The sequence below is a fragment of the Microbacterium sp. NPDC060132 genome, assembly GCF_042729675.1.
Lineage (GTDB): Bacteria > Actinomycetota > Actinomycetes > Actinomycetales > Microbacteriaceae > Microbacterium > Microbacterium sufflavum.
In genome coordinates this window covers 891,454-918,172 of record NZ_JBHWXU010000001.1, presented here as the reverse complement: position 1 = coordinate 918,172, position 26,719 = coordinate 891,454, and the positions used below count along the sequence as shown (strand labels likewise).

Annotated in this window: 27 protein-coding genes; 16 read left to right on the top strand and 11 right to left on the bottom strand. The window is 70.0% G+C overall.

Going from position 1 to position 26,719, the window contains the following annotated elements; genetic code table 11:
- Positions 1 to 55: 55 nt before the first annotated feature.
- Both ACFWCH_RS04595 and ribA read right to left on the bottom strand, forming a co-directional pair.
- Entirely contained in the window at positions 56 to 526 is a 471-nt protein-coding gene (locus tag ACFWCH_RS04595; protein ID WP_378803005.1) for a MarR family winged helix-turn-helix transcriptional regulator, read from the bottom strand.
- Between the two features lie 17 nt (positions 527 to 543).
- Complete coding sequence (ribA, locus tag ACFWCH_RS04590) at positions 544 to 1,203, bottom strand: GTP cyclohydrolase II (RefSeq protein WP_136045103.1); 660 nt, start codon at positions 1,201 to 1,203, stop codon at positions 544 to 546.
- Positions 1,204 to 1,309: 106 nt separating this feature from the next.
- Here ribA and ACFWCH_RS04585 point away from each other — a divergent pair, with 106 nt between their 5' ends.
- Positions 1,310 to 2,149: a sulfurtransferase gene (locus ACFWCH_RS04585; RefSeq protein WP_378803004.1), complete on the top strand. Its 840-nt coding sequence runs from the start codon at positions 1,310 to 1,312 to the stop codon at positions 2,147 to 2,149.
- Here ACFWCH_RS04585 and ACFWCH_RS04580 read toward each other — a convergent pair.
- Positions 2,137 to 3,069, bottom strand: a complete 933-nt coding sequence (locus tag ACFWCH_RS04580; protein ID WP_378803003.1) for a hypothetical protein — start codon at positions 3,067 to 3,069, stop codon at positions 2,137 to 2,139. The genes ACFWCH_RS04585 and ACFWCH_RS04580 overlap by 13 nt on opposite strands.
- A 288-nt stretch (positions 3,070 to 3,357) precedes the next feature.
- Between ACFWCH_RS04580 and ACFWCH_RS04575 the strand changes: the two genes are divergently transcribed.
- The 3 genes from ACFWCH_RS04575 (at position 3,358) to ACFWCH_RS04565 (ending at position 5,841) form a co-directional block, all read left to right on the top strand.
- Positions 3,358 to 4,002 carry an acyl-CoA synthetase gene (locus tag ACFWCH_RS04575; protein WP_136036388.1) on the top strand — a complete coding sequence of 215 codons (645 nt, stop codon included), beginning with the start codon at positions 3,358 to 3,360 and terminating at the stop codon, positions 4,000 to 4,002.
- A complete protein-coding gene (locus ACFWCH_RS04570; RefSeq protein WP_136032030.1) occupies positions 3,999 to 4,361 on the top strand; it encodes a hypothetical protein in 363 nt (120 codons plus the stop codon). Before ACFWCH_RS04575 ends, ACFWCH_RS04570 begins: the two co-directional genes overlap by 4 nt.
- A 127-nt stretch (positions 4,362 to 4,488) precedes the next feature.
- On the top strand, positions 4,489 to 5,841 hold the full coding sequence (locus tag ACFWCH_RS04565) for an MFS transporter (RefSeq protein ID WP_378803840.1): 1,353 nt from the start codon (positions 4,489 to 4,491) through the stop codon (positions 5,839 to 5,841).
- A 12-nt stretch (positions 5,842 to 5,853) separates the two neighbouring features.
- Here the strand turns inward: ACFWCH_RS04565 and purB are convergent, their stop codons facing one another.
- Positions 5,854 to 7,236 (bottom strand): adenylosuccinate lyase, encoded by a 1,383-nt coding sequence (purB, locus tag ACFWCH_RS04560; protein ID WP_136032033.1) that lies wholly within the window; start codon positions 7,234 to 7,236, stop codon positions 5,854 to 5,856.
- A 23-nt stretch (positions 7,237 to 7,259) separates the two neighbouring features.
- The gene (locus tag ACFWCH_RS04555) at positions 7,260 to 7,781 is read right to left on the bottom strand and encodes a low molecular weight protein-tyrosine-phosphatase (protein ID WP_205812681.1); all 522 of its coding nucleotides are present in this window, start codon (positions 7,779 to 7,781) and stop codon (positions 7,260 to 7,262) included.
- Positions 7,782 to 7,921: 140 nt separating this feature from the next.
- On the opposite strand from ACFWCH_RS04555, the gene ACFWCH_RS04550 reads away from it, so the two are divergent.
- Complete coding sequence (locus ACFWCH_RS04550; protein ID WP_136032036.1) at positions 7,922 to 8,191, top strand: hypothetical protein; 270 nt, start codon at positions 7,922 to 7,924, stop codon at positions 8,189 to 8,191.
- Positions 8,179 to 9,462: a hypothetical protein gene (locus ACFWCH_RS04545; RefSeq protein WP_378803002.1), complete on the top strand. Its 1,284-nt coding sequence runs from the start codon at positions 8,179 to 8,181 to the stop codon at positions 9,460 to 9,462. Before ACFWCH_RS04550 ends, ACFWCH_RS04545 begins: the two co-directional genes overlap by 13 nt.
- Positions 9,463 to 9,487: 25 nt before the next feature.
- Here ACFWCH_RS04545 and ACFWCH_RS04540 read toward each other — a convergent pair whose 3' ends face one another.
- Positions 9,488 to 10,168, bottom strand: coding sequence for a hypothetical protein (locus ACFWCH_RS04540; RefSeq protein ID WP_378803001.1), 681 nt, complete (start codon positions 10,166 to 10,168; stop codon positions 9,488 to 9,490).
- A 1-nt stretch (position 10,169) separates the two neighbouring features.
- Positions 10,170 to 10,574: a phage holin family protein gene (locus ACFWCH_RS04535; protein ID WP_136032042.1), complete on the bottom strand. Its 405-nt coding sequence runs from the start codon at positions 10,572 to 10,574 to the stop codon at positions 10,170 to 10,172.
- A gap of 52 nt (positions 10,575 to 10,626) precedes the next feature.
- On the opposite strand from ACFWCH_RS04535, the gene ACFWCH_RS04530 reads away from it, so the two are divergent.
- The 6 genes from ACFWCH_RS04530 to ACFWCH_RS04505 all read left to right on the top strand — a co-directional run bounded on the left by ACFWCH_RS04530 (position 10,627) and on the right by ACFWCH_RS04505 (position 18,686).
- Positions 10,627 to 11,694 (top strand): histidinol-phosphate transaminase, encoded by a 1,068-nt coding sequence (locus tag ACFWCH_RS04530; RefSeq protein ID WP_136032044.1) that lies wholly within the window; start codon positions 10,627 to 10,629, stop codon positions 11,692 to 11,694.
- A 96-nt stretch (positions 11,695 to 11,790) separates the two neighbouring features.
- Entirely contained in the window at positions 11,791 to 12,918 is a 1,128-nt protein-coding gene (locus ACFWCH_RS04525) for a thiamine pyrophosphate-dependent dehydrogenase E1 component subunit alpha (protein ID WP_378803000.1), read from the top strand.
- Between the two features lie 11 nt (positions 12,919 to 12,929).
- Complete coding sequence (locus ACFWCH_RS04520) at positions 12,930 to 13,895, top strand: alpha-ketoacid dehydrogenase subunit beta (RefSeq protein ID WP_168387233.1); 966 nt, start codon at positions 12,930 to 12,932, stop codon at positions 13,893 to 13,895.
- A 24-nt stretch (positions 13,896 to 13,919) separates the two neighbouring features.
- Positions 13,920 to 15,272: a dihydrolipoamide acetyltransferase family protein gene (locus ACFWCH_RS04515; protein WP_136032052.1), complete on the top strand. Its 1,353-nt coding sequence runs from the start codon at positions 13,920 to 13,922 to the stop codon at positions 15,270 to 15,272.
- Positions 15,273 to 16,472: 1,200 nt separating this feature from the next.
- Positions 16,473 to 17,372 carry a hypothetical protein gene (locus tag ACFWCH_RS04510; protein ID WP_247637957.1) on the top strand — a complete coding sequence of 300 codons (900 nt, stop codon included), beginning with the start codon at positions 16,473 to 16,475 and terminating at the stop codon, positions 17,370 to 17,372.
- 75 nt (positions 17,373 to 17,447) lie between these two features.
- The gene (locus tag ACFWCH_RS04505; protein WP_247637956.1) at positions 17,448 to 18,686 is read left to right on the top strand and encodes a PASTA domain-containing protein; all 1,239 of its coding nucleotides are present in this window, start codon (positions 17,448 to 17,450) and stop codon (positions 18,684 to 18,686) included.
- Between the two features lie 453 nt (positions 18,687 to 19,139).
- Here the strand turns inward: ACFWCH_RS04505 and ACFWCH_RS04500 are convergent, their stop codons facing one another.
- The 3 genes from ACFWCH_RS04500 to ACFWCH_RS04490 are packed head-to-tail and all read right to left on the bottom strand — an operon-like array spanning position 19,140 to position 20,990.
- Positions 19,140 to 19,604: a MarR family winged helix-turn-helix transcriptional regulator gene (locus ACFWCH_RS04500; RefSeq protein ID WP_247637955.1), complete on the bottom strand. Its 465-nt coding sequence runs from the start codon at positions 19,602 to 19,604 to the stop codon at positions 19,140 to 19,142.
- A gap of 30 nt (positions 19,605 to 19,634) precedes the next feature.
- On the bottom strand, positions 19,635 to 19,964 hold the full coding sequence (locus tag ACFWCH_RS04495; protein WP_247637954.1) for an NIPSNAP family protein: 330 nt from the start codon (positions 19,962 to 19,964) through the stop codon (positions 19,635 to 19,637).
- A gap of 9 nt (positions 19,965 to 19,973) precedes the next feature.
- The gene (locus ACFWCH_RS04490) at positions 19,974 to 20,990 is read right to left on the bottom strand and encodes an NADP-dependent oxidoreductase (RefSeq protein WP_247637953.1); all 1,017 of its coding nucleotides are present in this window, start codon (positions 20,988 to 20,990) and stop codon (positions 19,974 to 19,976) included.
- Positions 20,991 to 21,154: 164 nt separating this feature from the next.
- Between ACFWCH_RS04490 and ACFWCH_RS04485 the strand changes: the two genes are divergently transcribed.
- Complete coding sequence (locus ACFWCH_RS04485) at positions 21,155 to 22,240, top strand: serine hydrolase domain-containing protein (protein ID WP_378802999.1); 1,086 nt, start codon at positions 21,155 to 21,157, stop codon at positions 22,238 to 22,240.
- 16 nt (positions 22,241 to 22,256) lie between these two features.
- On the opposite strand, the gene ACFWCH_RS04480 is transcribed toward ACFWCH_RS04485, so the two are convergent.
- The gene (locus ACFWCH_RS04480) at positions 22,257 to 23,477 is read right to left on the bottom strand and encodes an ROK family protein (RefSeq protein WP_247637951.1); all 1,221 of its coding nucleotides are present in this window, start codon (positions 23,475 to 23,477) and stop codon (positions 22,257 to 22,259) included.
- A gap of 100 nt (positions 23,478 to 23,577) precedes the next feature.
- Here ACFWCH_RS04480 and ACFWCH_RS04475 point away from each other — a divergent pair, with 100 nt between their 5' ends.
- From ACFWCH_RS04475 to ACFWCH_RS04465, 3 genes are read left to right on the top strand one after another with little or no spacing between them, the layout of a single operon-like run.
- Positions 23,578 to 24,903 carry an ABC transporter substrate-binding protein gene (locus ACFWCH_RS04475; RefSeq protein WP_372490555.1) on the top strand — a complete coding sequence of 442 codons (1,326 nt, stop codon included), beginning with the start codon at positions 23,578 to 23,580 and terminating at the stop codon, positions 24,901 to 24,903.
- Entirely contained in the window at positions 24,900 to 25,838 is a 939-nt protein-coding gene (locus tag ACFWCH_RS04470) for a carbohydrate ABC transporter permease (protein WP_205814395.1), read from the top strand. The genes ACFWCH_RS04475 and ACFWCH_RS04470 overlap by 4 nt, the downstream gene beginning before the upstream one ends.
- Positions 25,838 to 26,716 (top strand): carbohydrate ABC transporter permease, encoded by an 879-nt coding sequence (locus tag ACFWCH_RS04465; protein WP_136036820.1) that lies wholly within the window; start codon positions 25,838 to 25,840, stop codon positions 26,714 to 26,716. The genes ACFWCH_RS04470 and ACFWCH_RS04465 overlap by 1 nt, the downstream gene beginning before the upstream one ends.
- The last annotated feature ends 3 nt before the right edge of the window (positions 26,717 to 26,719 follow it).

The window sequence follows — 26,719 nt, the reverse complement described above, 5'->3', positions numbered from 1 at the left end:
ACGATAATCCGGGCGCTCGGCGGGGTTCGAGGCGTTCTGCTCAGAGCAGAACGCCTCAGAGCGCCGCGGTCACACGCGGGAGCAGCTTCGTGAGGATCGACTGGAGCTGTTCGCGTTCCGCGGGGGTGAGCGGGTCGAGCACCAGCTCGCGCACCTGCTCCACGTGCACGGGGGCGGCGGTGCGCAGCATCTCCCTGCCCGCGGGGGTGAGCGCGGCCGACAGCGTGCGCTTGTCAGTACTGCACGACGTGCGCTCGACCCACCCCCGCTCCTCCAGCGAGTCGAGCGCGTGACTCAGCCGCGAACGGCTCAGACCGGCGATGCGTGCGAGTTCCGTCATGGTCACCGCGCCGTCGTCGCGCCCCGCGAGCGTGACCATGATCGCGTAGCGTGCGTGGTTCAGGCCCACCTCGTCCTTGAGCGTGCGGTCGAGCACCTGGGGCAGCAGCTGCACGAAGCGGATGACGGGCAGCCACGTCGCCATCTCCGTGTCGTCGAGCCGCCGCTCCGAGCGCTGGGCCGTCATGGTGTCCTCCCCGCCGGTCACGCCGCCGACAGGTCGATCGTGTGCGCGGTGTGGTCGCGCTTGGCCTGCAGGTAGCGCGAGTTCGACTCCGACAGGTGCACGCCGGTGGGCACGCGCTCGGTCACGCGGATGCCCAGCGCCTCGAGCTGCACGGCCTTGTCGGGGTTGTTGCTCAGCAGACGGATGCCGTCGACCCCGACGCCGCGGAGCATCTGGGCGGCGACCGTGTAGTCGCGCTCGTCCTCGCCGTGACCCAGGGCGACGTTCGCCTCGTACGTGTCGAGACCGGCGTCCTGCAGCGCGTAGGCGTCGAGCTTGGCGTAGAGGCCGATGCCGCGACCCTCCTGGCGCAGATACAGCAGGAACCCGCCCTGCTCGGCGATCCGCTCGACCGCTTCGCGCAGCTGGGGGCCGCAGTCGCAGCGCTCGGAGCCGAACACGTCGCCGGTGAGGCACTCGCTGTGCGGGCGGACGAGCGGGGCATCGCCGCCCTCGGCCGCGCGTTCGAGCGCCGCGCGCCAGTCGCCGAGGCCGAGCAGCAGGTGCTCGCGTCCGTCGACCAGTCCGTCGAAGGTCACGACGTCGGCCGTGGTGGTGTACCCGTCGCCGAAGCGCAGCGGCACCCGCACGCGGGTCCGTTCGGTGGCGGCCGACGCGACGGTTGAACTTTCAATCATGCGGGGTGCAACGCCCGCCGCCCGCCTCTATTCCCGACGGGAGGAGGTCGTGTCGTCGGATGACGCGACGAACCGAAGACGCACGGGGAGTCGGTAGCCTCGCAGCATGAGCGACCTCGTCTCCGCGACCGAACTGCACGACCTCCTCGCCGGTGAGGCGCCCGTCCGCGTGATCGATGTGCGCTGGCGTCTCGATCGACCGGAGGCCGGGCACGCCGACTACCTCACCGGTCACATCCCCGGCGCGGTGTTCGCGGCTCTGGACACGGAGCTGTCCACGCACGGCGAGCCGGACGAGGGGCGCCACCCACTGCCGTCGACCGCCACGCTCCAGGCGGCCGCGCGCCGGTGGGGCGTGCGCGAGGGCGACACGGTCGTGGCGTACGACGACACGAAGGGGCTCGCGGCGGCTCGCGCGTGGTGGCTGCTCCGGCAGGCCGGTGTTCGTGTGCGCGTGCTCGACGGCGGGCTCCGCGCCTGGACGGCCGCCGGGTACGACACCGCGACCGACGACGTGATCCCGGAGCCGGGCGATGTGGTGCTCGACGAGATCGGCGACGACGCCCTCACGATCGACGAGGCCGCTGCGTTCCCGGAGTCGGGCGTGCTCCTCGACGTGCGCGCGCCCGAGCGCTACCGCGGCGAGACCGAGCCGCTCGACCCGGTGGCCGGACACATCCCCGGTGCCATCAACCTCCCGACCGGTTTGCATCTCGATGCGGACGGCCGGGTGCTCGACCGCGACACCGTGCTCGCCACGCTCGAAGGGGTCGGCGTCACCCGCGGCACCCCTGTTGCGGCGTACTGCGGCTCCGGCGTCACCGCGGCGCACACGGCGCTCGTGCTGCACGAGGTCGGCATCGACGCCCGGGTGTTCCCCGGCTCGTGGAGCCAGTGGTCGAACACCCCCGGTCGTCCGGTCGCGACGGGCGATCAGCCCGGCTGAACCTCCGCGTCCGCGGGCCCGTACCCCCAGCGCAGCTGGAGGGCGCCCGGGCCGAACGCGCGCCGCACCTGGTGCACGGAGGTGCCGCGGGTGAGCGGGACGGGCGAGACCGAGCGGCCGTCCGGGGTCTCCACGACCTCTTCGCACCAGTCGGGCACCGCGTCGGGGTGGAATCGCGTCCACACCAGCAGCTCCCGGCACTGGCGGCCCACCGCGTGCCCGGTGTCGCGCGACGGCGGCGACCCCGGCGGGTACTCCACCGACCACTCGACCATCGCCGTGTCGGGCGCCTCGAGCGGCACGTCCAGCTCGAACAGCGCGCCGTGCACCTCGCCGCCCGGGTGCGAGTAGTGGCGGGTGAAACGGCCGCCCGACACCGCCCGCAGGATGGGGGCGGGGGAGGGCAGCCCCGGCATGATCTCCAGGAACGGGATCGCGTGGATGGTGCCGGTCGTGGACTGCACGATGCTCCTGGTGGAGCAGAAGGACACGTTGCCTCGCTCGTCGACGTCGGTGACCGAGTGCGTGGTCAGCTCGCGTGACGTGTCGGGGTACGGGCTGCCCATCGCCGTGTAGGCGTCGATCACGGCCTGCTCGATCTCGCGGTGGTCGATGGGGAAGCCGCTCACCCCGAGCGGTCCGGTGCGGTTGGGGCGGAGCAGACTGCTGAGCGCGGCGTCCTCCAGCCCGAGCAGGTCCTCGATGTCGGCCAGGGCCGCGAGCGACTGCGCGCCCTCCGGCCGGCGAGACCCGGAGCGCCAGTAGCTCAGCGTGGCCATCGACACCCGGTTGCCGCGTGCCTTGAGCTGGCGTTGCAGCCAGGAGAGCGTCACGGGTCTCGCGTTGATCGCGTCGCGCAGTGCCCTGGCGAAGGCGCTGCGCCCGGGTGGGCGCGGCACGCCACCGTTCGTGTACTCCATCACAACCCCCCGTCCGGTATGTGAAGAACACTTCCCTAGAGTGAGCATAAGACCGCGCGAGCACGCTTCAGGGGACCGAGCGAGCACGTGGGTCACTGGGCTCTGACGTGTGGGGGAGGTGCCCGACCCCGCGACCGTCCGGCCCGACGCAGTGACGCCCCCCGTGCTGCGTATGTCGTGAAGCCCGGCAATCGATCTGGGGAGATCCGCCGGGCTTCACGCGCATCCGCCCGGCGCTGGCGTCTCCCGCCCCCGCGTAGACTGGGGGGAAACCCCGGAGGACTCTGCATGTCTGCCCCTGCTCGCGCGTTCACCATGCGCCACGTGCAACTGCTGCGCGCACTGTTCGCGGCCGTCGCCGCCCTCATGATCACCTTCTCGTCGGATCACTCCGCCCCGGTGGGGCTGTCGGTGTTCAGCGGGTTCGTGCTGGTGACGGCGCTCGTGCACGTGCTGGCCGCCTGGCTGGTGCTGCCCGCGGGTTCGCGCTGGTCCTCCATCCTGCTCGCCGTGGTGAGCGCCCTCGCCGGCATGGCGAGCGGCGTCCCCGCCTGGCGCACGGACGACGTGTTCTTCGTGGTGGTGATCTCGTGGGCGGTGCTCAGCGGCGGGATCGAGCTGCTCGCGGGCATCCGGGCGCGTCGCGTCGGCGGGATGCTCGCCCGCGACGCGATCACGGTCGGCGCGCTGACGCTCCTGCTGGCGGTGGTGATGCTGCTGATCCCGGCCGGGTTCGTGCAGGAGTACACGATCGACGCGGCGGGCACGTTCGTGCTCTCCGGCATCATCCTGGGCGTGGGCATGTTCGGCGGTTACGCGGCGATCGTCGCCGTCTTCCTCGGCATTGCGGGACTGACCCCGAAGCGCGCCGACGCGCCGGAGGTCCCCCACGACGACCAGAGCGAGCCGGTCCAGCACGGAGGAGAGCGATGAGCGACGAGAAGCCCACCCGGCGGGACATCCTGCGTCCGCTCCACCTGCTCGGCATCGCGCTGGGCTGCGGCGTGTTCGCGATGGTGGTCACGCTGGTGTCGACCGGTGCCTTCACCCTGCGCGTGAACACGGCCATCGCGAACGGCACGTACGAAGGGCTCACGCCGCTGGCCCTGAGCCTGGTCGTGGGTGGCTCCGCGTTCATCGTGACCCTGCTGATCCTCGCGATGCTGATCCTCGCGGTCGACCCGGCCGATGTGACCAAGACCATCGACCGGCCGGTGCTGTACGACGCCGAGCCGGGCGAGAAGCCCGACAGTGACGACCAGGCCCCCGGGCGCTCCGGCACCGCGAAGTGACGACCCTCGGCCGCCCGTCCGTCGGAATACTCCGGCGGGCGGGCGGCTTGTGCCTGACGTGAGCACCCCCATCGATCGCGCCTCCGTCGGACTCCGCTCGGAACGCGGACCGGTGCTCGCGGCGCTGATGCTCTCGACGGGTCTCATCGCGATCGACGCCACGATCCTGGCCACCGCCGTGCCCAGCATCGTGCGCGACCTCGGCAGTTACCAGCAGTTCCCGTGGCTCTTCTCGGTGTACCTGCTCGCCCAGGCCGTGAGCGTGCCCATCTACTCGCGCTTCGCGGACACGGTCGGACGCAAGCCCATCATCCTGCTCGGCATCGCCCTGTTCCTGCTCGGCTCGATCCTCTGCGGTCTCGCGTGGAGCATGCCGGCGCTCATCGCGTTCCGGGTGGTCCAGGGGCTCGGCGCCGGAGCCGTCGCCCCCATGTCGATGACGATCGTCGGCGACATCTACACGGTCGCCGAGCGCGCGAAGGTGCAGGGCTACATCGCCAGCGTGTGGGCGGTGTCGTCGGTGGTCGGACCGGCCCTCGGCGGCGTGTTCGCCCAGCTCGACGCGTGGCGCTGGATCTTCCTGATCAACATCCCCCTGTGCCTGCTCGCCGCGTGGGTGCTGCTGCGGAGGTACACGGAGCAGAAGCAGACGCAACGGCACCGCATCGACTACCTCGGGGCCGTGCTGCTGACGGTCGGCCTGACCGGGGTGATCCTCGGGCTGCTCGAGGGCGGCAACGCCTGGGAGTGGCTGTCGGCGCCGAGCGCGCTGTGCTTCGGGGCGGGGATCGCGGCCCTGGTGCTGTTCGCGCTGGTGGAGCGGCGGGCACCGGAGCCGATCGTCGACCTGCGGCTCGTCTCGCGCCGGCTCATCCTCACCACGACCCTCGTGTCGCTCGGCGTGGGGGCGCTCATGATCGGCGTGACCAGCTTCGCGCCCACCTACCTGGAGGGCTCGCTCGGCATCGTGCCGCTGCTGTCGGGCCTCGCCGTGGCCGCGCTCACGCTCGGGTGGCCCATCGCCGCGGCCAACGTGGGGCGGTTGTACCTGCGCATCGGCTTCCGCCGCACCACGCTGATCGGCATGAGCATCGCCTCGGTCGCGGCGATCGTCCTGGCCTCGGTCGCGTCGTGGCCGAACCCGTACGTGCTCGCCGTGATCGCGTTCGTGCTGGGCTTCGGCCTGGGGTGGAGCGCGGCGCCGACCCTGATCGCCGCGCAGTCGTCGGTGGAGTGGGGTGAGCGCGGTGCCGTGACCGGCATGAACGCGTTCGCCCGCTCGGCAGGCAGCGCGGTCGGGGTGGCCGTGTTCGGGGCGATCTCGAACGCGATCATCTCCCAGGGGGCAGGGCCGGACGACCCCGGCACGATCGTGCACGCGTCGGTCGGGGTGTTCATCGCGGTCGCCGTGACCGCGCTGCTCACCCTGCTCGCGGCGTCGTTCATGCCGCGCGACCGCGTGGAGTCGTACTCCGGCTGACCGCGCGCGGGCTCAGCGGGCGAGGCGCTCGGCGATACCCGTGTAGGTCGCGGGGGTCAGGGCGAGCAGGCGCTGCTTGGCGGCGTCGCCGATCTCCAGACCCTCGACGAATGCCGCGAGCTCGGCCGCGCCGACGCGGTGCCCGCGCGTGAGCTCCTTGAGCAGCGCGTACGGGTCGGTGATGGTGGAGCGCCCGGCGACCACCTCGGCCCGGATGACCGTCTGGATCGCCTCGGCCAGCACCTCCCAGTTGCCGTCGAGGTCGGCGAGCAGCACGTCGCGCGAGAGCGAGATCGCGTTGAGTCCCCGGCGCAGGTTGTCGAGCGCGAGCAGCGAGTGCCCGAACGCGACACCGATGTTGCGCTGCGTGGTGGAGTCGGTGAGGTCGCGCTGCAGGCGGCTCGTGACGAGGGTCTGCCCGAGCGACGCGAACAGGGCGCCGGAGATCTCCAGGTTCGCCTCGGCGTTCTCGAAGCGGATCGGGTTGATCTTGTGTGGCATGGTCGACGAGCCCGTGGCACCGGCGACCGGGATCTGCGCGAAGTAGCCGAGCGAGATGTACGTCCAGATGTCGGTGGCGAGGTTGTGCAGGATGCCACCGGCGTGCCGCACGCGGTCGTAGAGCTCGACCTGCCAGTCGTGCGACTCGATCTGCGTCGTCAGGAGGTTGAAGCCGAGCCCCAGGCCCTCGATGTACTCGCGGGCGATGGTGGGCCAGTCGGCGTCGGGGTCGGCGGACAGGTGTGCAGACCAGGTGCCGGTCGCGCCGGAGAACTTCGCGAGGTAGTCGGTGCCGGCGATCTGCGCACGGACGCGCTCCAGCCGCCACGCGAACACCGCGAGCTCCTTGCCCATGGTCGAGGGCGTGGCGGGCTGGCCGTGCGTGCGGGACAGCATCGCGGCGTCGGCGTGCTCGACCGCCAGCTCGCGCAGCTTCGCGATCACGGTGTCGAGGGCCGGGAGCCAGACCTCCTCGACCGCGCGCTTGACGGTGAGGGCGTAGGAGGCGGAGTTGATGTCCTCGCTCGTGCAGGCGAAGTGCGTGAGCTCGGCGATCGCGTCGAGTCCGAGCGTCGAGAGACGGTCGCGCACCAGGTACTCCACGGCCTTCACGTCGTGCTGCGTGACGGCCTCCTTCTCGGCGAGCCAGTCGATCTCGGCCTGGCCGAAGTCGCGGTACAGCGCGCGCAGGCGCTCCTTGTCGGCGTCCGACAGCGGGCTCGTCTCGAAGAGCGAGCGGTCGGTGAGCGCGATCAGCCATTCCACCTCGACCTCGACGCGCGCGCGGTTGAGCCCGGCTTCGGAGAGGAAGTCGGCGAGTCCGGTGACGGCACCGCGGTAGCGACCGTCGAGGGGGCTCAGGGGCTGCGGCGGGAGCGAGGGCTGGAAAGTCAGGGGAGTCCTCCTGATCGGGCCCCTCAGAGTCGGGGCGTGCGGGGCGGGCGCAGAGCGGGTTCGAGCTGGCGGAACAGCCCCCGCGTCGCGGTCTCAATCATACCGAGCACCGAATCGAACATCTCGGCGCCCGCGTAGTAGGGGTCCGGCACGTCGGGGCTCGGCGCGTTCGGGTCGAACGAGAGCAGGAGCGTGACCTTGCCCTCCTCGTCTTCGTCGCGCGCCCACTCCCGCAGGATGCGCTCGTGCGTGCGGTCGAGCGCGACCACGAGGTCGTTCTCCGCGAACGACGCGAACGTGAACTGCTTGGCGCGGTGCTGCGAGCCGTCGTAGCCGCGGCGCGCGAGCGAGTCGATCGTGCGGTGGTCGGCGCGCTCGCCCAGGTGCCAGTCGCCCGTGCCCGCGCTGCGCGAGACGATCCGCGCGCCGAGGCCCTGGCGTTCCGCGAGGTCGCGGAACACGACCTCGGCCATGGGGGAGCGGCAGATGTTGCCCGTGCAGACGAAGATCACGCGGAAGGGATCCTGGGCTGTCACGGTGACCATTCTGCCGGTCGGGGCGCCTCCTGCACAGCGGCGGCCTCGCGGGACCCGCCCTTCCTGCACGTCTGTGCATCCGCGCGATCTCTTCACGGGCGCTGCGAACCGGGTCGGGAGCCATGTCGGCGCTCGCGCAGGGTGGAGCCATGACCGCGTTCACCGCCACCACCTTCGACACTCCACCGCACGTCTGGGCCCGCATCCGCGCCTCGAGCCATCTGGGCGATGCGCTGCACGCGCTGAACGACGCCGTCGGCACGCTGCGCGCGGTGGTCGACGACACGGCGTGGGAGTCCGCAGCGCTCCGGGCGCTGCACGAGGGGATCGAGCGGCAGCACCACGCCGCGTCTGCCGAGGTCGAACGGCTCCGCGGTGTGCGCGACCACTGCCTGGGAGGCGACCGGTGGGCGGGCTGAGCATCGACCACGGCGGAGTGATCGCGGTCGACACCGAGGAGCTGCGGGCCGTGGCTGCGCGGATCGCCGCGGCCGCGGGGGCGTGCGGACGAGCGGCGACGGCGGTCGAGCAGGCCCGAGTCGCGGTGTCGTCCGATCCCGAGGCCTTCGAGGGGGTGCCGCTCCCCGCGCTGCGCGCCGCGGCCCAGGTGCTGCACGAGGTCGCCGCCGAGCTCGCACACGCGGCGGACGGAGCGCGACGCACGGCCGACGTGTTCGAGATCGTGGAGCTGCGGGCGAAGGTCGAGGCGCTCGCTCACACGGATGCGGGCGCGGCCACGGCGGCGCAGGCTCGGCTCGACCGTCTGCTCGCCGCCGACCCGGCTCTCGGCCTCGTCGCGACCGCGCTCGTGCTGCAGTGGACGACCCGTCCGCTCCTCGGCCCCGGGCTGCTCCTCGGCGGGCTCGGGCCGTCGGTGGCTCCGGCGGCGGCGGTGACCCAGTTGCTCGGCTCGACCACCGGTTTCGCGAAGGTGCAGCCGGGGGAGCGCCTCCGGGGTCACGCCGATCCGGTGCGCGTGACGGCGGTCGCCCGGTCCGCGCCGCGGGCTCCTGCCGACCTCACCGCGGCGCTGCGCCGTCTTCCGGAGAGCGGCGGCGCCCAGGTGGCCGTCGAGCGCTACACGATGAAGGACGGTGCGACCCGCTACGTGGCGTATCTCTCCGGCACGCGGTCGGTGTCGCTCGCGCCGACCGGGACGGAGCCGTGGGACATGCGCTCGAACGTGCAGCTGTACGCCGGTACGCGGTCGGCGTCGTACCAGGCGACCCTCGATGCGCTCGCCGCGTCCGGGGCGCAGCCCGGGGATCGTGTGGACGTCGTGGCGTACTCGCAGTCGGGCATGATCGCCGCGCACGTCGCGATGGAGAGCGACTTCGACGTGGAGCTGCAGATCACGGCGGGCAGTCCGTCGGAGCCGACGCTGGACGACGATCAGACGCTCGTGCAGCTGCGCCATGCCGACGATGTGGTCTCCCGGCTCGCGACGGGCGGCTCCGCTGAGGGCACGGGTTCGGCCGACAGCTTCACGGCCAGCAGGCTCGTCGAACCGCTGCCCGGCCCGGACGATCTGGGACTGGGGTCGCACGGGATCGAGGAGTACGAGGAGACCGCCCGCCTGGTGGACGCGTCGTCTGACCCGCGCGCCGAGGCCCTCGGCCGGTACTGGACCGAACTGGGCGAGGCCACCGAGGTGGAGCGTACGGAGTACCGTGCCGAACGCGTCGGATGAACTGCTGCGGTCCGCCACGGTGCGGCTAGGCGAACGCGAACGACTCCACGAGCGCGTACCCCTGGTCGTTCGACACCCGCACGGTGAAGTCCGTCTGCGGGGCGGGGTAGGGCAGGGCGCGCTCCTCGCCGGGCGCCAGCACCACGGTGTCCGTGGACTCGGGGCTGCCGTCGCTGCCCAGGTCGAACGCGACGGTCACGGTCATGGGCGCCGTCGAGTCGTTGCGCACGTGCACGGTCAGCACGCCGGAGCCGTCGTCCGGGTCGATCCGCGCGGTCAGTCCGAGCGGAGCGCAGTCGAGCTCCACGCGCTGCTGGAACCGGAGCCCCCCGTCGGTGCTCGCGCGGATCGTGTACCCGCCGTTGGGCACGAGCCTGAAGCCGAACGGGCGGGTCTCCCCCGGGGAGAGCAGGGGGCCGGGGCCCGCGTCCGGCTGAGCGCCGTCGGCGGTGAGCTCGAGGTACGTCTGGAGGGGATCCGCGGTGTCGTTGCGCAGCATGAGGGTGATGCGGTCGGCGGACTCGCACGCGGTCACGGTCCAGGCCGTCAGCTCCGGGGTCGCGCTCGCCGCGGCGACCGGGGCCGCGGCAACGGCCGCGACCACGGGAACACTCCAGGCCGCGGCGACCACGGCGCGCCGCGTCACGCCCGCCGCCGCATCTCGTCCCTGCCGCTCGCCGAGGGGCTGCGGCTCGAACGGCCCCACGTCAGTCGCGGCGCGAGCGCTTGCTCTGCGGACGCAGGATGGCGCCGAAGATCCCGTTGATGATCGAGATGATCAGGGCGGCCAGCACGCCCCACCAGAATGAGCCGACCGACAGCCCCCAGCCGAAGCTGCTCGTGATCCAGGCCGTCAGCCACAGCAGGAAGCCGTTGATCACGAAGCCGATGAGCCCGAGCGTGAGGATGTACAGCGGGAAGGCCACGACCTTCACGACCGTGCCGATGATGGTGTTCACCAGGGCGAAGATCGCGCCTACCGCGAGCAGCGTGAGCACGAGCTGCAGGGTCTCTCCCGGGGGGAAGGCGGTCACGGTCACCTGAAGGACCGGGATGAGGGTGACGACCCAGATGGCGAAGGCGTTGACGACGACGCGGATGATGAAGCGCATAGTCCGTTCAGTGTCCCACGGCGACCGTGAGCTGTCAGCCTAGACTCGACGCGTGACCGAGCCCATCCTGCCCCGCATCCGTCCCGCCATCGCCGCCCTCGCGCCGTATCGGCAGGGGAAGCAGGCGGGGCCCGAGGCCTTCAAGCTGTCCAGCAACGAGAACCCGTTCGAGCCGCTGCCCTCGGTCGTCGACGCGCTGCAGCGCACCACCCCGATCAACCGCTACCCGGACGCCACGGCCGGGCGGCTGCGGGAGCGTCTGGGGGCGCGCTACGGCGTGCGGCCCGACGAGGTGCACGTCGCCTCGGGGAGCGTGTCGATCCTGCACCAGCTGATCCTCGCGACCGCGTCGGCCGGCGACGAGGTGGTCTACGCGTGGCGGTCGTTCGAGGCGTACCCGAGCCTGCCGCTCGTGGCCGGGGCGACCGGCGTGCAGGTGCCGCTCACGGCCGATGCGCGGCACGACCTCGACGCGATGGCCGCGGCGGTGACCGACCGCACGCGCGCCATCATCCTGTGCACGCCCAACAACCCGACCGGCCCGATCATCACGGCGTCGGAGTTCGACCGCTTCATCGACCGCGTTCCGGCCGACGTGCTCGTGATCCTGGACGAGGCGTACGCCGAGTTCGTGACCGCACCCGACGCCGTCGACGGTCTCGCCGCCCGCGTGTTCGAGCGGCACCCGAACGTGGTCGTGCTCCGCACCTTCTCCAAGGCGTACGGCCTGGCCGGTCTCCGCGTGGGCTACGCGATCGGGCACGAGAAGGTGCTCGACGCGGCACGCACCACGGGTATCCCGCTGTCGGTCACGTCCGCCGCCGAGAGCGCCGCGATCGCCAGCCTCGACGCCGAGGATGAGCTGCTCGAGCGCGTCGCGGTCATCGTGGAGCGCCGTGAGCGCCTGGTGGCCGGGCTCCGCGCGCTCGGCTGGGACGTGCCCGACTCGCAGGCCAACTTCGTGTGGCTGCCCACCGGGGAGCGCACCGACGAGGTGGCCGCCGCTTTCGTGGCCGCCGACCTCATCGTGCGGCCTTTCTCGGGCGACGGGATCCGCATCTCGGTCGGCGAGGAGGAGTCGCTCGACCGCGTGCTGGAGGTCGCCGCAGCCCAGCGCTGACACCCCGGGATCCGCGCAATCTCGGGCTTCCGCGAAGATACGAGGGGGCCCTAGGTATGCGTGACCCGGAATGCCGGCACGGGTAGCGTGGGGCCCGTGAGCACCCCAGAGACCCCCCTCGTACGCGTGCTGGACGAGACCGGAAAGGTCGCGCCCACGGCGGAGGCCGAACAGTATCTGCCGCTCGTCGAGGCGATCCCCGACGCCGAGCTCGAGCAGTTCTACCGCGACATGGTGAGCATCCGGGCCATCGACACCCAGGCGACGAATCTGCAGCGCCAGGGGCAGCTCGCCCTCTGGCCCCCGAGCCGCGGCCAGGAGGCGGCGCAGGTCGGCTCCGGTCGCGCCGCCCGCGCGCAGGACACGATCTTCCCGTCGTACCGTGAGCACGCGGTCACGCGCATCCGCGGCGTCGACCCGCTCGACATCATCAAGCTGATGCGCGGTGTCTCGCACGGCGGCTGGGACCCCACCGACCCGAAGAACGGCAACACGCGGCTGTACACCCTGGTGCTGGGGTCGCAGGTGCTGCACGCGGCGGGCTACGCGATGGGGGTCGCGTTCGACGGACGCTCGGGCACCGGCGACCCCGAGCGGGACGAGGCCGTCATCGTCTACTACGGCGACGGAGCCTCCAGCCAGGGCGACGTGCACGAGGCCATGGTCTTCGCCGCGAGCTACCAGGCTCCGACGGTGTTCTTCCTGCAGAACAACCACTGGGCGATCTCGGTGCCCGTGACCACGCAGTCGCGCGTGCCGCTCGTGCAGCGCAGCGCCGGATACGGCATTCCCAGCGTGCGCGTCGACGGCAACGACGTGCTCGCCAGCTACGCGGTGTCCCGCGTGGCGCTCGACGAGGCACGCGCGGGCGGCGGTCCGCGCGCGATCGAGGCCGTGACCTACCGGCTGGGTGCGCACACCACGAGCGACGACCCCACCAAGTACCGCGGCAACGACGAAGAGCTGATGTGGGAGGGACGCGACCCGATCGTGCGCATGCGCGCGTTCCTGGAGAATCGCGGCGCCTCAGCGCGGTTCTTCGACGAGGTCGACGCGGAGGCGGCCGACGCCGCGGAGGATCTGCGCGCGCGCGCGGTGACCCTCGGCATGCCCGACCCCGACGAGATGTTCGACCACGTGTACAGCGACCCGCACCCGCTGATCGATCAGCAGAAGGCGTGGCGTGCGCAGTACGAGGCCTCGTTCGAAGGAGACGCCCGGTGACCCTGGAGACGATGCCGCTCGGCAAGGCGCTGAACGCGGGGCTGCGCAAGGCGATGGAGGACGACCCGAAGGTCCTCCTGATGGGTGAGGACATCGGGAAGCTCGGGGGCGTGTTCCGCATCACCGAGCACCTGCAGCGCGACTTCGGCGACCGGCGGGTGCTGGACACGCCGCTGGCGGAGTCGGGCATCGTCGGCACCGCGATCGGCCTGGCGATGGCCGGGTTCCGTCCGGTGGTCGAGATCCAGTTCGACGGGTTCGTGTTCCCGGCGTTCGACCAGATCACGACGCAGCTCGCGAAGCTCACTAACCGCCACGCGGGTTCGCTCAGCCTGCCGATCGTGATCCGCATTCCCTACGGCGGCCACATCGGCGCGGTCGAGCACCACCAGGAGAGTCCGGAGGCGTACTTCACGCATACCCCCGGTCTGCGCGTGGTGTCGCCGTCGACCGCGAACGACGCGTACTGGATGATCCAGGAGGCCATCGCGTCGAACGACCCGGTGATCTTCCTCGAACCCAAGAGCCGGTATTGGCCCAAGGGGGAGGTCGAGCTCGACGCGTCGGCCGTGCCGCTGCACTCGTCCCGGGTGGTCCGCACCGGCAGCGACGTCACCCTCGTGGGCCACGGCGCGATGGTCACCACGCTGCTGCAGGCCGCGGCGCTCGCGGAGGCCGAGGGCACGAGCTGCGAGGTCGTCGACGTGCGGTCGCTGTCGCCGGTCGACTACGACCCCATCCTGGGCTCGGTGCGCAAGACCGGCCGCATGGTCTACGCGCAGGAGGCTCCCGGTCACACGAGCCTCGGCAGCGAGATCGCGGCGACCGTGATGGAGCGCGCGTTCTATGCGCTCGAGGCGCCCGTGCTGCGGGTGTCGGGTTACGACACGCCGTTCCCTGCCGCCAAGCTGGAGGGCGCGTACCTGCCGGATGCCGACCGCATCCTCGAGGCCGTCGACCGCTCCCTCGCCTACTGAATCCGGTCCACGAGAGGATCACGCATGAGCACGCAGAACTTCCCCCTTCCCGATGTCGGTGAGGGTCTGACCGAGGCGGAGATCGTCGCGTGGAAGGTGGCACCGGGCGACCGGGTCGCCATCAACGATGTGATCTGCGAGATCGAGACCGCGAAGTCGCTGGTCGAGCTGCCCTCTCCGCACGCGGGCGTCGTGGGTGAGCTGCTCGTCGACGAGGGAGCGACGGTCGAGGTCGGGACCCCCATCATCACGTTCGTGACGGACGCCCGCGATGACGCCGGTCCCGGCGCCGTCGTCACGGCCGAAGCACCCGCTCCCGAGGAGGGTGGCGGCTCGGTGCTGGTCGGCTACGGTTCGGGCGGCGGGGCGACGTCGCGCCGCAAGCGTCCGGCCGAGCGCCCCGTGCGGTCGTCGGTGGGCGTGATCGCGAAGCCGCCCATCCGCAAGCTCGCCCGCGACCTCGGCGTCGACCTCACCACGGTCACCCCGACGGGTGCGGACGGCGAGGTCACCCGGGACGACGTGGTGAAGCACGCCTCGCAGGCCAGCGTGTTCCGCAACATCGAGACGCCCGAGTGGGGGAGTGTGCGCGAGGAGACGGTGCCCGCTCCGTCGGCGGCGCCGTCCGGGTTGGCGCGGGGCCTCACGGCCACCCGGCCCTCGGCGGCGGGCGACGACCGCACCGAATCGATCCCGGTGAAGGGCGTGCGCAAGGCCACGTCGTCGGCGATGGTGCAGAGTGCGTACTCGGCCCCGCACGTGACGGTGTGGAAGGAGGTCGACGCGACCCGCACGATGGAGCTCGTGAAGCGCCTCAAGGCGTCGCCGGACTACGCCGACATCAAGGTCTCGCCGCTGCTGCTCATGGCGCGCGCGGTGATCTGGGCGGTGCGACGCACCCCGATGGTGAACGCCGCGTGGATCGATACGGAGGCCGGGGCCGAGATCGCCGTCCGTCACTACGTGAACCTGGGCATCGCGGCCGCCACGCCGCGCGGCCTGCTCGTGCCGAACATCAAGGACGCCCAGGACCTCAGCATGAAGGAGCTCGCCCGAGCCCTGAACCGGCTGACGCTGACGGCGCGGGAGGGCAAGACGCCTCCGGCCGACCAGCAGGGCGGCACCATCACCATCACGAACATCGGTGTGTTCGGGATGGATGCGGGAACGCCGATCATCAACCCGGGCGAGGCGGGCATCGTGGCGATGGGCACGATCAGTCAGAAGCCGTGGGTCGTCGACGGTGAGGTGCGTCCGCGCTGGGTGACCACGGTCGCCGGCTCGTTCGACCACCGCGTGATCGACGGCGACGGCATGAGCCGCTTCGTCGCCGACGTCGCCTCCGTCCTGGAGGAGCCCGCGCTCCTCGTGGACTGATGTGGTTCGTCGGCCTTGTCATCGAGATCTTTGCGGTGCTCGCGTTCGCTGGAGTGGCGGTCGCTTCGAAGAAGGTGAGCCAGGTCGATGCGTGGAAGTACAGTGCATCGAAGCACGCCGCCCGCAAGGAGTTGCGGGAGCACGTCATTGCCACGCATGCGACCTCACGTACTCGCCGGGGAGCGGTAACTGTGTTCAGAGACGCGTTCGTTATAGCCCACGTGGGACTTATCCCACTTGGCATCGCTCATGTGACGCGATGGGCAACTCCAGTACCGGACGACCCGCCCGTTGTTGTCCGTGCGGTGGTTCCTTAGTCTGTCCGATGTGCCTGCTGGCAGGATCGACGATCTGGACGCTAGGCCCATGTCTTCGGCGCGGGCTACACCGGATCACATAGTTTGACGCTCCCGGCCGAACGGGGTTCTCAGCGACTCCAGTGTTTGCCTGGCTCAGATATGACGAATCTGGATCAGGACAAAGGCTGACCCATAACTGATGTTGGAGCGCCTTCGGAAGGCGACGGGCTCCGGCGCCAGCGCGGAACTCGAGTACGAAGCACGCGAGCTCGCGGACGCGTCTGTCAGTGCCGTCGCTTCTGCGGACGGCAAGGGGCCCCCGCGCGAGACATGCGAGCCTCGAAACACTGTATGGCTGCCGCGCTCAGGGCGTGTCGATCCGAATGTCATCGCAATGACCAACGCCTGGGACCGACTAGAAGAAACCACCCTGGACATCGACGAATGCTCGGGTTCAGCGACAACCACTCACGCAACGTCGCCGCGGTCGTCGAGGCCCTGAGCGAACGGGGCGTGGTGACCACTGAGGTGAGGAGAATTGCTCTCCACTTGCATAACCTGCAGAAGGAGCATCTTGGTCTCGGATGTACTGACGCTCCCTTCGCGCGCAATAGCAGAGAACTTCGTGCACGCCGCGGGCAACCTCTTTGAGCTTCTCGATGAAGTCAGGCAGGGATTGAAGGCGGAGTTGTATCCCGACAGCCAGGCCCCCACGTGTAGGGCCGCATCAGCAGGCAGGGCACGCTGGCCGCTGCACCCATATCGTTATATCAATTCACTGTGAAACGTCTGAGTCCGCCGCTACGTTGAAGGTGCCCGACTGGGCTTTGGGGGTTTCACGGGGGCCGCGGTCCCGCGCCATTCGCGCGCGCCCCCGCGAGAACACAGCCATAGGAGAATCATGACCAACGTCCCGCCCCCGGCCCCCGACCCGCAGCCCGCACCAGTCGCCCCCACGCACGGCCAGGCCCGGCACGATGCGCCAGCATACGTACAGCCCGCACCAGGCGTTGCCTACCCGCCGGCCCCCGTCAATCAGCGCAACGTCCTGGCGCTGATTGCTCTGATTGTGTCGGCCGTCGGCTTCGTCTTCGCCTGCATCCCGGGCGCTCTCATCGTCGGTTGGGTGCTCCTTCCCATCGGTTTCATTTTGGGGATCGTGTCCCTGTTCCTGAAGGGCAAGGTGAAGTGGCAGGGTGTCACTGCCATCATCGTGTCCATCGTGGGTACCATCGTCGGCGTCATCGTCTTCACCGTCGTCGTCGCGACGGCCTTCACGGACGCATTCGGCGGATCCGATGTCCAGGTCGGTGCACCGACCACCGTCACGGAGGAGACGGGTGCCGCGGCGGCTGAGGAAGAGAAGCCGGCCGAGGCTGGCACTCGCGAGAACCCGCTTCCGCTGGGTGTCCCGTTCTCCTCCGACGAATGGACCGTCATCGTGAACTCCGTCACGCTTGGTGCGACGGATCAAATCGTGAACGAGAACATGTTCAACGAGGCGCCCGACGCGGGTACCGAGTACATCCTCATCAACTACACGGTCACGTTCATCGGCGACGACCCCGAAGGCGGGATGCCGACGTTTGTCGGTATGGAGTACGTCACCGCCGCGGGCGTGACGGTGAATCCGTTCGACAAGCTCGTCGTCGCCCCCGACGCCCTCGACACCATGTCCACCCTCTACACGGGTGCTTCCGCGACGGGCAACAACGCCATCCAGGTGCCCACCCCTGCTGATGGCGTCCTCGCCATCAACCCCGGCATGTTCGCCGACACCGTCTTCGTCACGATTAAATGACGCGCGAGCAGGGGAGGGCCGGGTCGCACATGCCGGCACTCCCGCCCCAGCTACCCCTGGACCTAAGGAGCAACGGTGGTGGATGAGTCTTCGGGAGCAGGACCCGACAAGCAGGTACCCAGTGACGATCCGGAAGCACAAGCCACTGAACGCGGCACGCTCTTGCGCCGCATTCGTTCCCGGATCCGTAAGCGCTCGATCCTTATCGGCGGAGTTATCGTCGTAGGAGTGGTCGCGCTCGGGCTCGTCGCGTTAATCATCGTCGACCAAGTCACCCGGGTGTCGGTCCCCGTCGTCGAACAGCAAAGCCTCGCGGACGCGACGGCGGCGCTTGATGGCGTCGCGCTCCGGAGCGTCTTCCACTCGGACTCTTCGTTCTGCGAAGACGACGACCGCGGGCCGACGTTCTGCGTGGTGACTTCTCAAATCCCAGCCGGTGACGAGCGTGTTCATGCGGACCAGGTCATAACACTTGAGGTGGTTCCTTCCGAAGTGTCGATCCCGGACATGGAAGGGATGACCTATGGCGATGCGGTCGACGCAGGCGCCGAAGTCGCACTCGAGGTGCTCCCGTCTGACATCTCCGACACCGTCGTCGACGGACACGAGGACTGGACGGTCCTCACCCAAGCCGAGCGCGGAACCTCGACCGCCGGATCAAACGTTAAGGTCACACTCGAGCGCCCCCGCGTCGACGCCCCCGCGGTTATCGGTACTAACCTGCAGGGAGCGATGGACACGCTCACGGCCGCCGGGTTCCTGGCGGTGGTGACCTCTGACCCTGGCGACCCGTACGACCCCTCCTGGGTCGTGACGGCGACCGAACCGGAGATCATTGACGGCAAGCTTCCCGTGGCCAGTACGGTCACACTGTCCTGGGGGGTGCAGATACCGAGCGTCGTCGGGATGCCGGACCTCGCCGCGACCACTAAACTCTCGAACGCCAAGCTGACCGTGACTGGCTCGAAGTCCAGCTCGCAGGCGGTTGCGGGTCAAGACCCTGCCGCGGGCACCGTCGTCGAACCAGGCAGCACTGTGACCATCACACTCGAGCCACCGTCCACCGTGTACGAAGTTATTTCGAACGGGAGTCGCGGCACAGTCACCTGGGTTCCGCCGAACAGCTTTAGTATCAGCCAGGCGGGTGACACCCCACTTCCGTGGCGGATGTCTTGGCCGACGGCCTCAGGGTACCGAAACTTCAACGCGCAGATCATGGACGGCGACAGCATCACCTGCAACATCTACGTCAATGGCCAACTCGTAAAGACGGCGACGTCAACCGGCCGCTACGCGGTCGTCAGTTGCGGCTAGTCTGAGGCGCTGCTCTGATCGGCGAATGGTCTTCAGTTGCGGCGCCGGACGACGTTACCGCGTCGATCCCCGATTCTACTGTCCTGTTCGAGCTAGCTGAGCTGATGTTATCGGCGAGGCCGGTTGATTCTCACGTGAGGGGAGTGCCCGGCTCTTCTCCGAGAGCGTCGCTGGCCGGTTCGTGTTCGGCGGCTTCGTTGAGCCGCAGGGGCTGAGGGGCGCTTACTGACGAGGCAGAGGATGATGCGATCTCCGCCTGGGCAGCCATCGCGGCGCAGATCGTGACCCTGAGTCTCATCCCGGTAGTGATTCCGGATACCTAAGCGGTGGACTCCAGTGCCCCGAAGCGAGCAGGCGTCGCATCGGATCACTTAGTTTGACGATCCCGCCGACATGGTATTCCTGACGAGCTCAGTTTGCGCCTGGCGCAAATGCGACGGATCTGGATCAGGATTAGGGCCGACTCATAACTGAGTCAGGCCTCGGGTCTCCCGCCGGCGGGAGCGCTTTGCGCAGGAGCGCGGTGAGGAGGCCCTGCTCCTCGTCGGACAGTCGCGCGAGCGCCTCCCGTGCGAACGAGAAGGCACGCCCGAAGTCGCGGTCGAGAGCGTCGCCCTTCGGGGTGCGGGCCACCATCCGGACGCGCTTGTCCTCGGCGGCGGCCTCTCGGTAGGTGAGGCCCGCGCCGTCGAGGCGACGGACGATCTGCGTGATGTTCGATGCGTCGCACTCGAGCTCGACCGCGAGCCCGCCCATCGACCGGGATCGGGAGAGCCGCCCGAGGACGCAAGCCTGGGCAGCGCTGAGTCCGACGGATTCGGCGGCGCGGTCGAACGCCTGCTCGTACGCGTTCACCAGGTCGAGGAGAACCTCTTCTGCCTCCGTGGTCGCGGTCGCGACGCGGTGGGTGACTGCCATGCCCCGATCCTAAACGCTTGAGGTGATCAATCAATCGCGAAGCTCGGGAGCCTCCGCGGGCAGCAGTGGGCGCATGAAGGTGCGCTCGTAGCGGAGGACGCAGCCGCTCTCGTCGCGGATCCGGTCTGCGGCGATGAACTCCGGATCGACGCCGAAGCGCTCGCGGTAGACCTCGTAGGCTGCGAGCGAGGGGAACGTGAACAGCGCCAGCGCCTCGTCGCTCTTCCCCTCCGACGGCAGGAAGTACCCGTGGTGGATGCCGCCGTGGCGAGTCACGAGATCCATCCACGCGCGGGCGAACCTCTCGAATGCCTCGATGCGGGCGGGGTCGACCGTGTACGTCACGACGCAGGTGATCACGGACACACCTTACGGCCGACCCGCGACCGCCGGCGGGAGGAGCCCGTGGTCGCGGATGATCAGCGCCAGTTTGCCGACGTAGTGATCGCGGAGCGCGCGGTGGGCATCCCGCACCTGCGACAGCGGGAATCGCCGGGCGACGTGGGGCGTGAACGACCCCGACTCGATGACGGCGTTGAGGCGGTCGAGCGCGGCTCGCGAGCGGTCGCCGTCGAACGAGAGGATCGGCACGGCAGGCGCGGTGACGGGCAGCGGATGGACCCCGTGCGGCCACGCCACCCGCCCCGACGGCGCGAGGGCCTGCAGGGCGCGCTCCGCCATGGGGCCGCCCGCCGTGACCAGGGCGCCGTCGATGCCGTCCGGGGCGAACTCCTTCGCCGCGACCAGCACGTCCTCCGCGCGACCGTCGACGACCGCGTCGGCACCCTGCTCGCGCGAGAGGGCGACACCATCCGCGCCGGACGACGCCGCGAGCACACGCAGGCCACGCTGGCGTGCCAGCTGCACCGCCATGTGCCCCATGCCGCCGCTGGCGCCGAACACCAGGAGCGTCTGTCCGCGGTCGAGGTCGAGTGCATCGAGGCCGCTCTGCGCGGTGAGGGCGTCCCACGCCACCACGCCCGCCTGCTCGAGGGATAGACGCGCGGGTACGTGCGCGACGTGCTCTTCGTCGACGACGCCGTACTCTGCGTAGAAGCCCCCGCGCGGCACCGGGGTGGATGCCGCATAGACCCGATCGCCGACCGCGAAGCGCGTGACCTCGCTGCCGACCGCCGCCACGGTCCCCGCCGCGTCCCACCCGAGCACGTAGGGAAAGCGCGACGGGATGCCGAAGACTCCGTCGTAATCGCCGCGGCGCTCGAGGGCGTCCCACGAGGCCACGGCGGCGACGTGCACACGGAGGAGCACGTCGCTCGGGCCCATCTCGGGGACGGCGATCTCGCGCGACCGGAGTTCGTCCTCGTCTCCGAACTGGTCGAGCACGATCGCGTTCATGCGCGGGGGAACGGTCGGCGATGCGGGCATGGGTGCTCCTTTACTTGAGTGACTCAACTACATCAGAAGTGCTTTAGCCGATCAAGCACTAACGCCGACCCTTCGTGCGGGTCCGCCTGCCGGTGGATGTGCGTGCCCGCAGGCCCTCCCTACGGTGGAAGCACAGCGCACGACCACACGGCAGGGGATGATCGATGCAGCGCAGCGAGGGGTTCGCAGACCCGGCGACGGAGCTGGCGACGCTCGCCGGCTCGGCTGAGGCTTCCGTCGCGGCAGCCCTCCGCGGGAGCTCCGGGGAGTGGACGCAGGTGGCCTATCCGGTGGAGGCGACACGCGCGCGCTTCGAGATCGGCTCGGTGAGCAAGGCGCTCACGGGCTCCCTGTTCGGCGTGCTCCTCGCCGCCGGCGACGTGGACGCGGAGCAGCCGATCGACGACGCGCGCGGTGAGCCCCTTCCGTGGCGAGGGGCCGCGCCCACGCTGCTCGACCTGGCGACCCATCGCTCCGGACTGCCGAACACGCCGCGGCGGCTCGCGCGACGCGAACTCGCCACCGCGCTGGGGTTCAGCGTCAAGGACCCGTGGCGCGGTGTGGACGACGACCACTACCGCGAGCTGCTGTCGGCCAGCGCCGGACGCGCGCGTCGAGACGGCCGCTTCCGCTACTCCAGCATGGGCGTCGGGCTCCTGGGCGACGCACTCGCCGCCGTGACCGGGGTGCCGTTCGCGGAGCTGATGCGCGAGCGGCTCCTCGATCCGCTCGGCATGACCAGGACCGGACTCGATCGGCCGACCGCGGGTCCGGATGTGGTGGAGCGGCCCACGAACGGCAAGGGCGTCGGGCTGCCCTACCTGAAGGACGCGATGCCGGCCGCGGGCATGTACGCCTCCACGCTCGACGACCTGCAGCGGCTGGCGGACGCGTTGCTCGGCCCGGCGTCCGCGGAGGTCGCCGAGGGACTGCGCCTGGCCGTCACCCCGCACCACCGCCTCAAGGACGACCTGCAGCTCGGGCTCTGCTGGTTCCTGGTGGGCTCGGGTCCGGCGCCCGTGATCGAGCACACCGGGGGCACCTGGGGGTCGCAGGCTCAGTTCACGGTGCAGCCGGGCACCGGCCGGGCGGTCGTCGCGCTCACGGCCACCCCTCGCCGCATCGACTCCTTTGCCGCCCGCTACCTGGCCGCCGAGGCGTCGGCGGTCGAGTCGCGCGCGGACGAGACCGCCGAGGCGCACACTCCCGAGCCGCCGGAGGCGACGGCGGCGTCGCCCCGCACCCCGTGACCTGGGCGGTCGCGCTCTAGGCGGTCGTGCGCAGGCGCCGGGCCGCGAGCAGCGGCACGGCGTGCTCCCGGGCGGCGCGGCGGGCGGTCGCGACGGCGCCCACCGACACGACCTCTGCACCGAGCGACGACGCGAGGATCTCGGGCGCCGGCAGGTGCAGTTCCGCGGGGAGGATGCGGCGGGCGGCGGCGAGCACCGGCTCCACGCTCTCGGCCACCGCGCCGCACACGATCACGCGGGCGGGGTCGTACATGCTGCCGAGCACGCCGACCACACGGGCGACCGTGGCGCCCACCCGCTCGGCGACCCGCAGCGCGTCGGGGTCGCCGGAGGCGGCGAGGGTGAGCACGAGCCGTGGCTCCACGGGGCCGTCCGCCACGAGCCGTCCGAGGGAGCCGTCGGTCGCGGCCTCTCCCGACTCGACGGCGGCGCGTGCCTGGTCCTGCAGGGCATAGCGGAGCCCGAACGCCGAGCCGACGCCGACGATGTGGTCGAACACCACGCCCTCGCCCACGCCGCCGTGGGCCCCGTGCAGCACGTGCCCGTCGACGACGACTCCGCCGCCGAAGCGTTCGCTGGCGAGCAGGGCCACGTAGTCGCGGCAGTCCTGCGCGGCGCCGAGCGTGCCCTCGGCGATCGCGGCGAGCTGGGCGTCGTTCTTCACCTCGACCACGGGTGCCCAGTCGTGCAGGGCCGCGGCGAGGCCGGGGTTGGTGCGCTCCCAGAAACCCTGGGGGTGCGGCGGGGAGATGCCGTCGCGGTCGACCGGGGCGGCGACGCCGACGCACACCGCGAGCACGTGGTCCGCGTCGACCCCGGCCTCGCTGCGGGCGGCCTGCATCCGCTCGACGATCGTGGCCCGGCGGGCCTCGGCGCTCTGGGTCGGGTCGAGCTCGGTGCGGTGATGCACGAGCGTGCGGTCGAGCGGGTCGGCGACCGTGACCGCGAGGTGGGTGTCGCCCGCGTCGACGCCGATCACCACGCCGAGGTCGGGGGAGAGGGCGAACCGTCGGGCGGGGCGTCCGGCGCGGTAGTCGCCCGTGGCCCTGGCGTTGGGCAGCTCGCGCAGCACCTCGGCGCCCACGAGGGTGTCGATCGCGTCGATCGCGGTCGAGCGGGTGAGGGAGGTGCCGGCCATGGCCTCGGTGGCGGTGAACTCGCTGGCGGTCCAGGCGAAGTCGAGGACGGCGCCGACGCTCGCGCGCCCGGTGCCCAATCCCGCCGAGACCTCCGCCACTCCCCTTGACCTTTCTGTCGCCCAGATGAGACAGTACCTCCTGACGGACTAGATTCGCTCACTAGATTTAGTCCGCAGATCTACCGACGGAAGGACAACGGTGTCTGCACGACGAACACGCCCGCTGCGCGGGATCGCCGGAGCGCTCGGCCTGGTTCTCGCCGGTGTCGCGCTCACGAGCTGCGCGGCAGGGGACGGGCCGGAGACCATCCGCTTCACCTTCAGCAAGCGCGAGGCCATCCCGTTCATGACCGACCTGGTCGCGGACTACAACGCCTCCCAGAACGACGTCCGCGTCGAGATCGACACCTCGGGCGTCGACGTCGTCTCTGCCAGCTTCGTCCGTGGCAACCCGCCGGACATCATGCTCGCGAACTACAACTACGAGGTCGCCCGGTTCGTGCAGCGCTGCGCGCTCACCGACCTCTCCGACACCGAGACTGCGGCGGGCATCCGCGACGACCTGCAGCCGCTGATGGACCAGTACGGCTCGTGCGAGGGCCGAACGAGTGCCCTGCCGTACTCGGTCATGGCCGCCTCCGTCATCTACAACACGCAGATCTTCGACGAGCAGGGGCTCGAGGTGCCGCAGACCTGGGACGAGCTGATCGCCGTGTGCGACCAGCTGCGCGAGGCGGGCATCGACCCCTTCTACGGCACCTTCAAAGACGACTGGACCGTGGCGCAGGGCTGGTACGACTACGCGGTCGGCGGTTCCCTCGACGTGCTCGAATTCTTCGACGCCCTCGCCGCCGAGGGCACCGACGTCGGTCCCGACTCCGAGGTGTCGTTCCAGAAGGACTTCGCCGAGCCGATGGACAAGATGATGCAGCTCGCGAACGACTACACCAATGACGACGCCGCGAGTCGCGGCTACGGCGACGGCAACCTCGCCTTCGCGAAGGGCGAGGCGGCGATGTACCTGCAGGGGCCGTGGGCGTTCAGCGAGATCGCGAAGACCGCTCCCGATCTGCCCCTGGGCACCTTCCCGCTGCCCATGACCGACGATCCCGACGACCTCGCGGTGCGGGTGAACATGGACCTCGCGGCGATGATCCCCGTGGAGTCCCGGCACCAGGAGGCCGCCCGCGACTTCCTCGAGTACCTCTACCTCCCCGAGAACATCGAGGAGTACAACGCCTCGCAGCTCGGATTCACCCCGACGACCGACGCGGCAGCGCCGGACGACCCGCGCATCGAGGGCATGATCCCGTACTACGACGACGGCAAGATCTACCAGGGCCCGTCCGTGCTCGTTCCGAAGACCCTGCCGATCTTCAACTATGCGCAGGCCATGGTGCTCGGCGCCGCGCCGTCGTCGATCCTCCGCACGATGGACGCCGACTGGGCCCGTATCGCCTTCCGCGCTCCCATCCCGACCTCGCAGGATTCCGCATCGGCCGAGACAGAGGAGTCCGCGCCATGACCACCACCACCGCCACCGACACCGGTGCCAGCACCACCGCGATCGTGACGGGCGGCGAGCGGAAGCTCCGCCGGCACACCCGCCGCGTCGAGCCGATCTACTACCTCTTCCTGCTGCCGACCCTGGTGATCTTCACGCTCGCGATCACCGTCCCCGGCGTGATCGGCATCTTCTTCAGCTTCACCGACTCGATCGGCATCGGTGAATGGAGCTTCAACGGCCTCACCAACTACATCGCCCTGTTCAGCGATCCCGCGATCCTGCAGAGCTACCTGTTCACGTTCGGCTTCTCCATCGCGACCGTGATCGTGGTGAACGTGATCGCGTTCCTCCTCGCGGTCGGGCTCACCTCCCGCATCCGCTTCAAGACCGGGCTGCGGACGATCTTCGTGATCCCGATGGTGATCTCGGGCATCATCATCGCCTACGTCTTCAACTTCCTGTTCTCCAACTCGCTGCCCGCGGCGGGGGCCGCGACGGGGATCGAGTGGCTGCAGACCAGCCTGCTCGCCAACCCCGACCTCGCGTGGGTCGCGATCGTCATCGTCACCGCGTGGCAGGCCGTGCCCGGCACGCTGCTCATCTACATCGCCGGTCTGCTGTCGGTGCCGGGCGAGGTGTACGAGGCGGCCAGCATCGACGGGGCCAGCCGCACGCAGCAGCTCACCCGCATCACCATCCCGCTCGTCGCCGGGTATGTCGTGATCAACGTGATCCTCGGGTTCAAGGGCTTCCTCAACGCCTACGACATCATCGTCGGCCTCACGAACGGCGGACCGGGCACCGCCACCCGCAGCGTGGCCATGACGATCATCGCGGGCTTCAACGGCGGCGACTACGCCTACCAGATGGCCAACGCCACGATCTTCTTCATCGTGGCCGTGCTCATCTCGGTCTTCCAGCTCTCGCTGACCCGCGGAAGGAACACGTTCTGATGACCACGCAGACCCTCACCACGGCCCCGGCCGGCGGCCGGAAGAAGCGCGAGAAGATGGAGCGCGTCAACTGGTCGGGCACCATCATCCTGATCCTCTGCACCGCGACGGTCCTCATCCCGCTGTACGTCACGATCTCGATGGCGTTCAAGACCACCGGTCAGGCCGTCGACGGCAACGCGTTCTCGTTCCCCGCGCCGTTCAGCTTCGACGGATTCGTGCAGGCCTGGAACCTCACGAAGTTCCCCGTCGGTGCCGGCATCTCCCTGCTCGTCACGGCGGGAACGGTCGTCGCCACGATCGTGCTCGCGGCCTTCGCCTCGTACGCGATCGTGCGCAACTGGGACCGCCGGCTGTTCCGGTACTCCTTCTTCTACCTGCTCGCGGCGATGTTCATCCCCTTCCCGGTCGTGGCGCTGCCGCAGATCCAGCTCACCGGACGCGTCGGACTCGACAACCCGTTCGGCGTGATCATCCTCGCCACGATGTTCCAGCTGAGCTTCAGCGTGCTGCTGTTCACGGCGTTCCTGCGGTCGATCCCGATCGAGCTGGAGGAGAGCGCCCGCATCGACGGGGCGACCACGTGGCAGACCTTCTGGCGGCTGATCTTCCCGCTGCTCGCGCCCATGAGCGCGACCGTCGGCATCTTCGCGTTCCTCTACGCCTGGAACGACTTCATGATGCCGTCGCTCATCATCTCCGACCCGGCACTGCAGACGCTGCCGGTGCGGCAGAACCTCTTCCAGAACCAGTTCAGCAACAACTACAACGTCGCCTTCGCCTCGTACCTCATGGCGATGGCCCCCGCGATCGTCGCCTACCTCTTCACTCAGCGCTGGGTGATGGAGGGCGTCACGCAGGGTGCCGTCAAGGGCTGACAC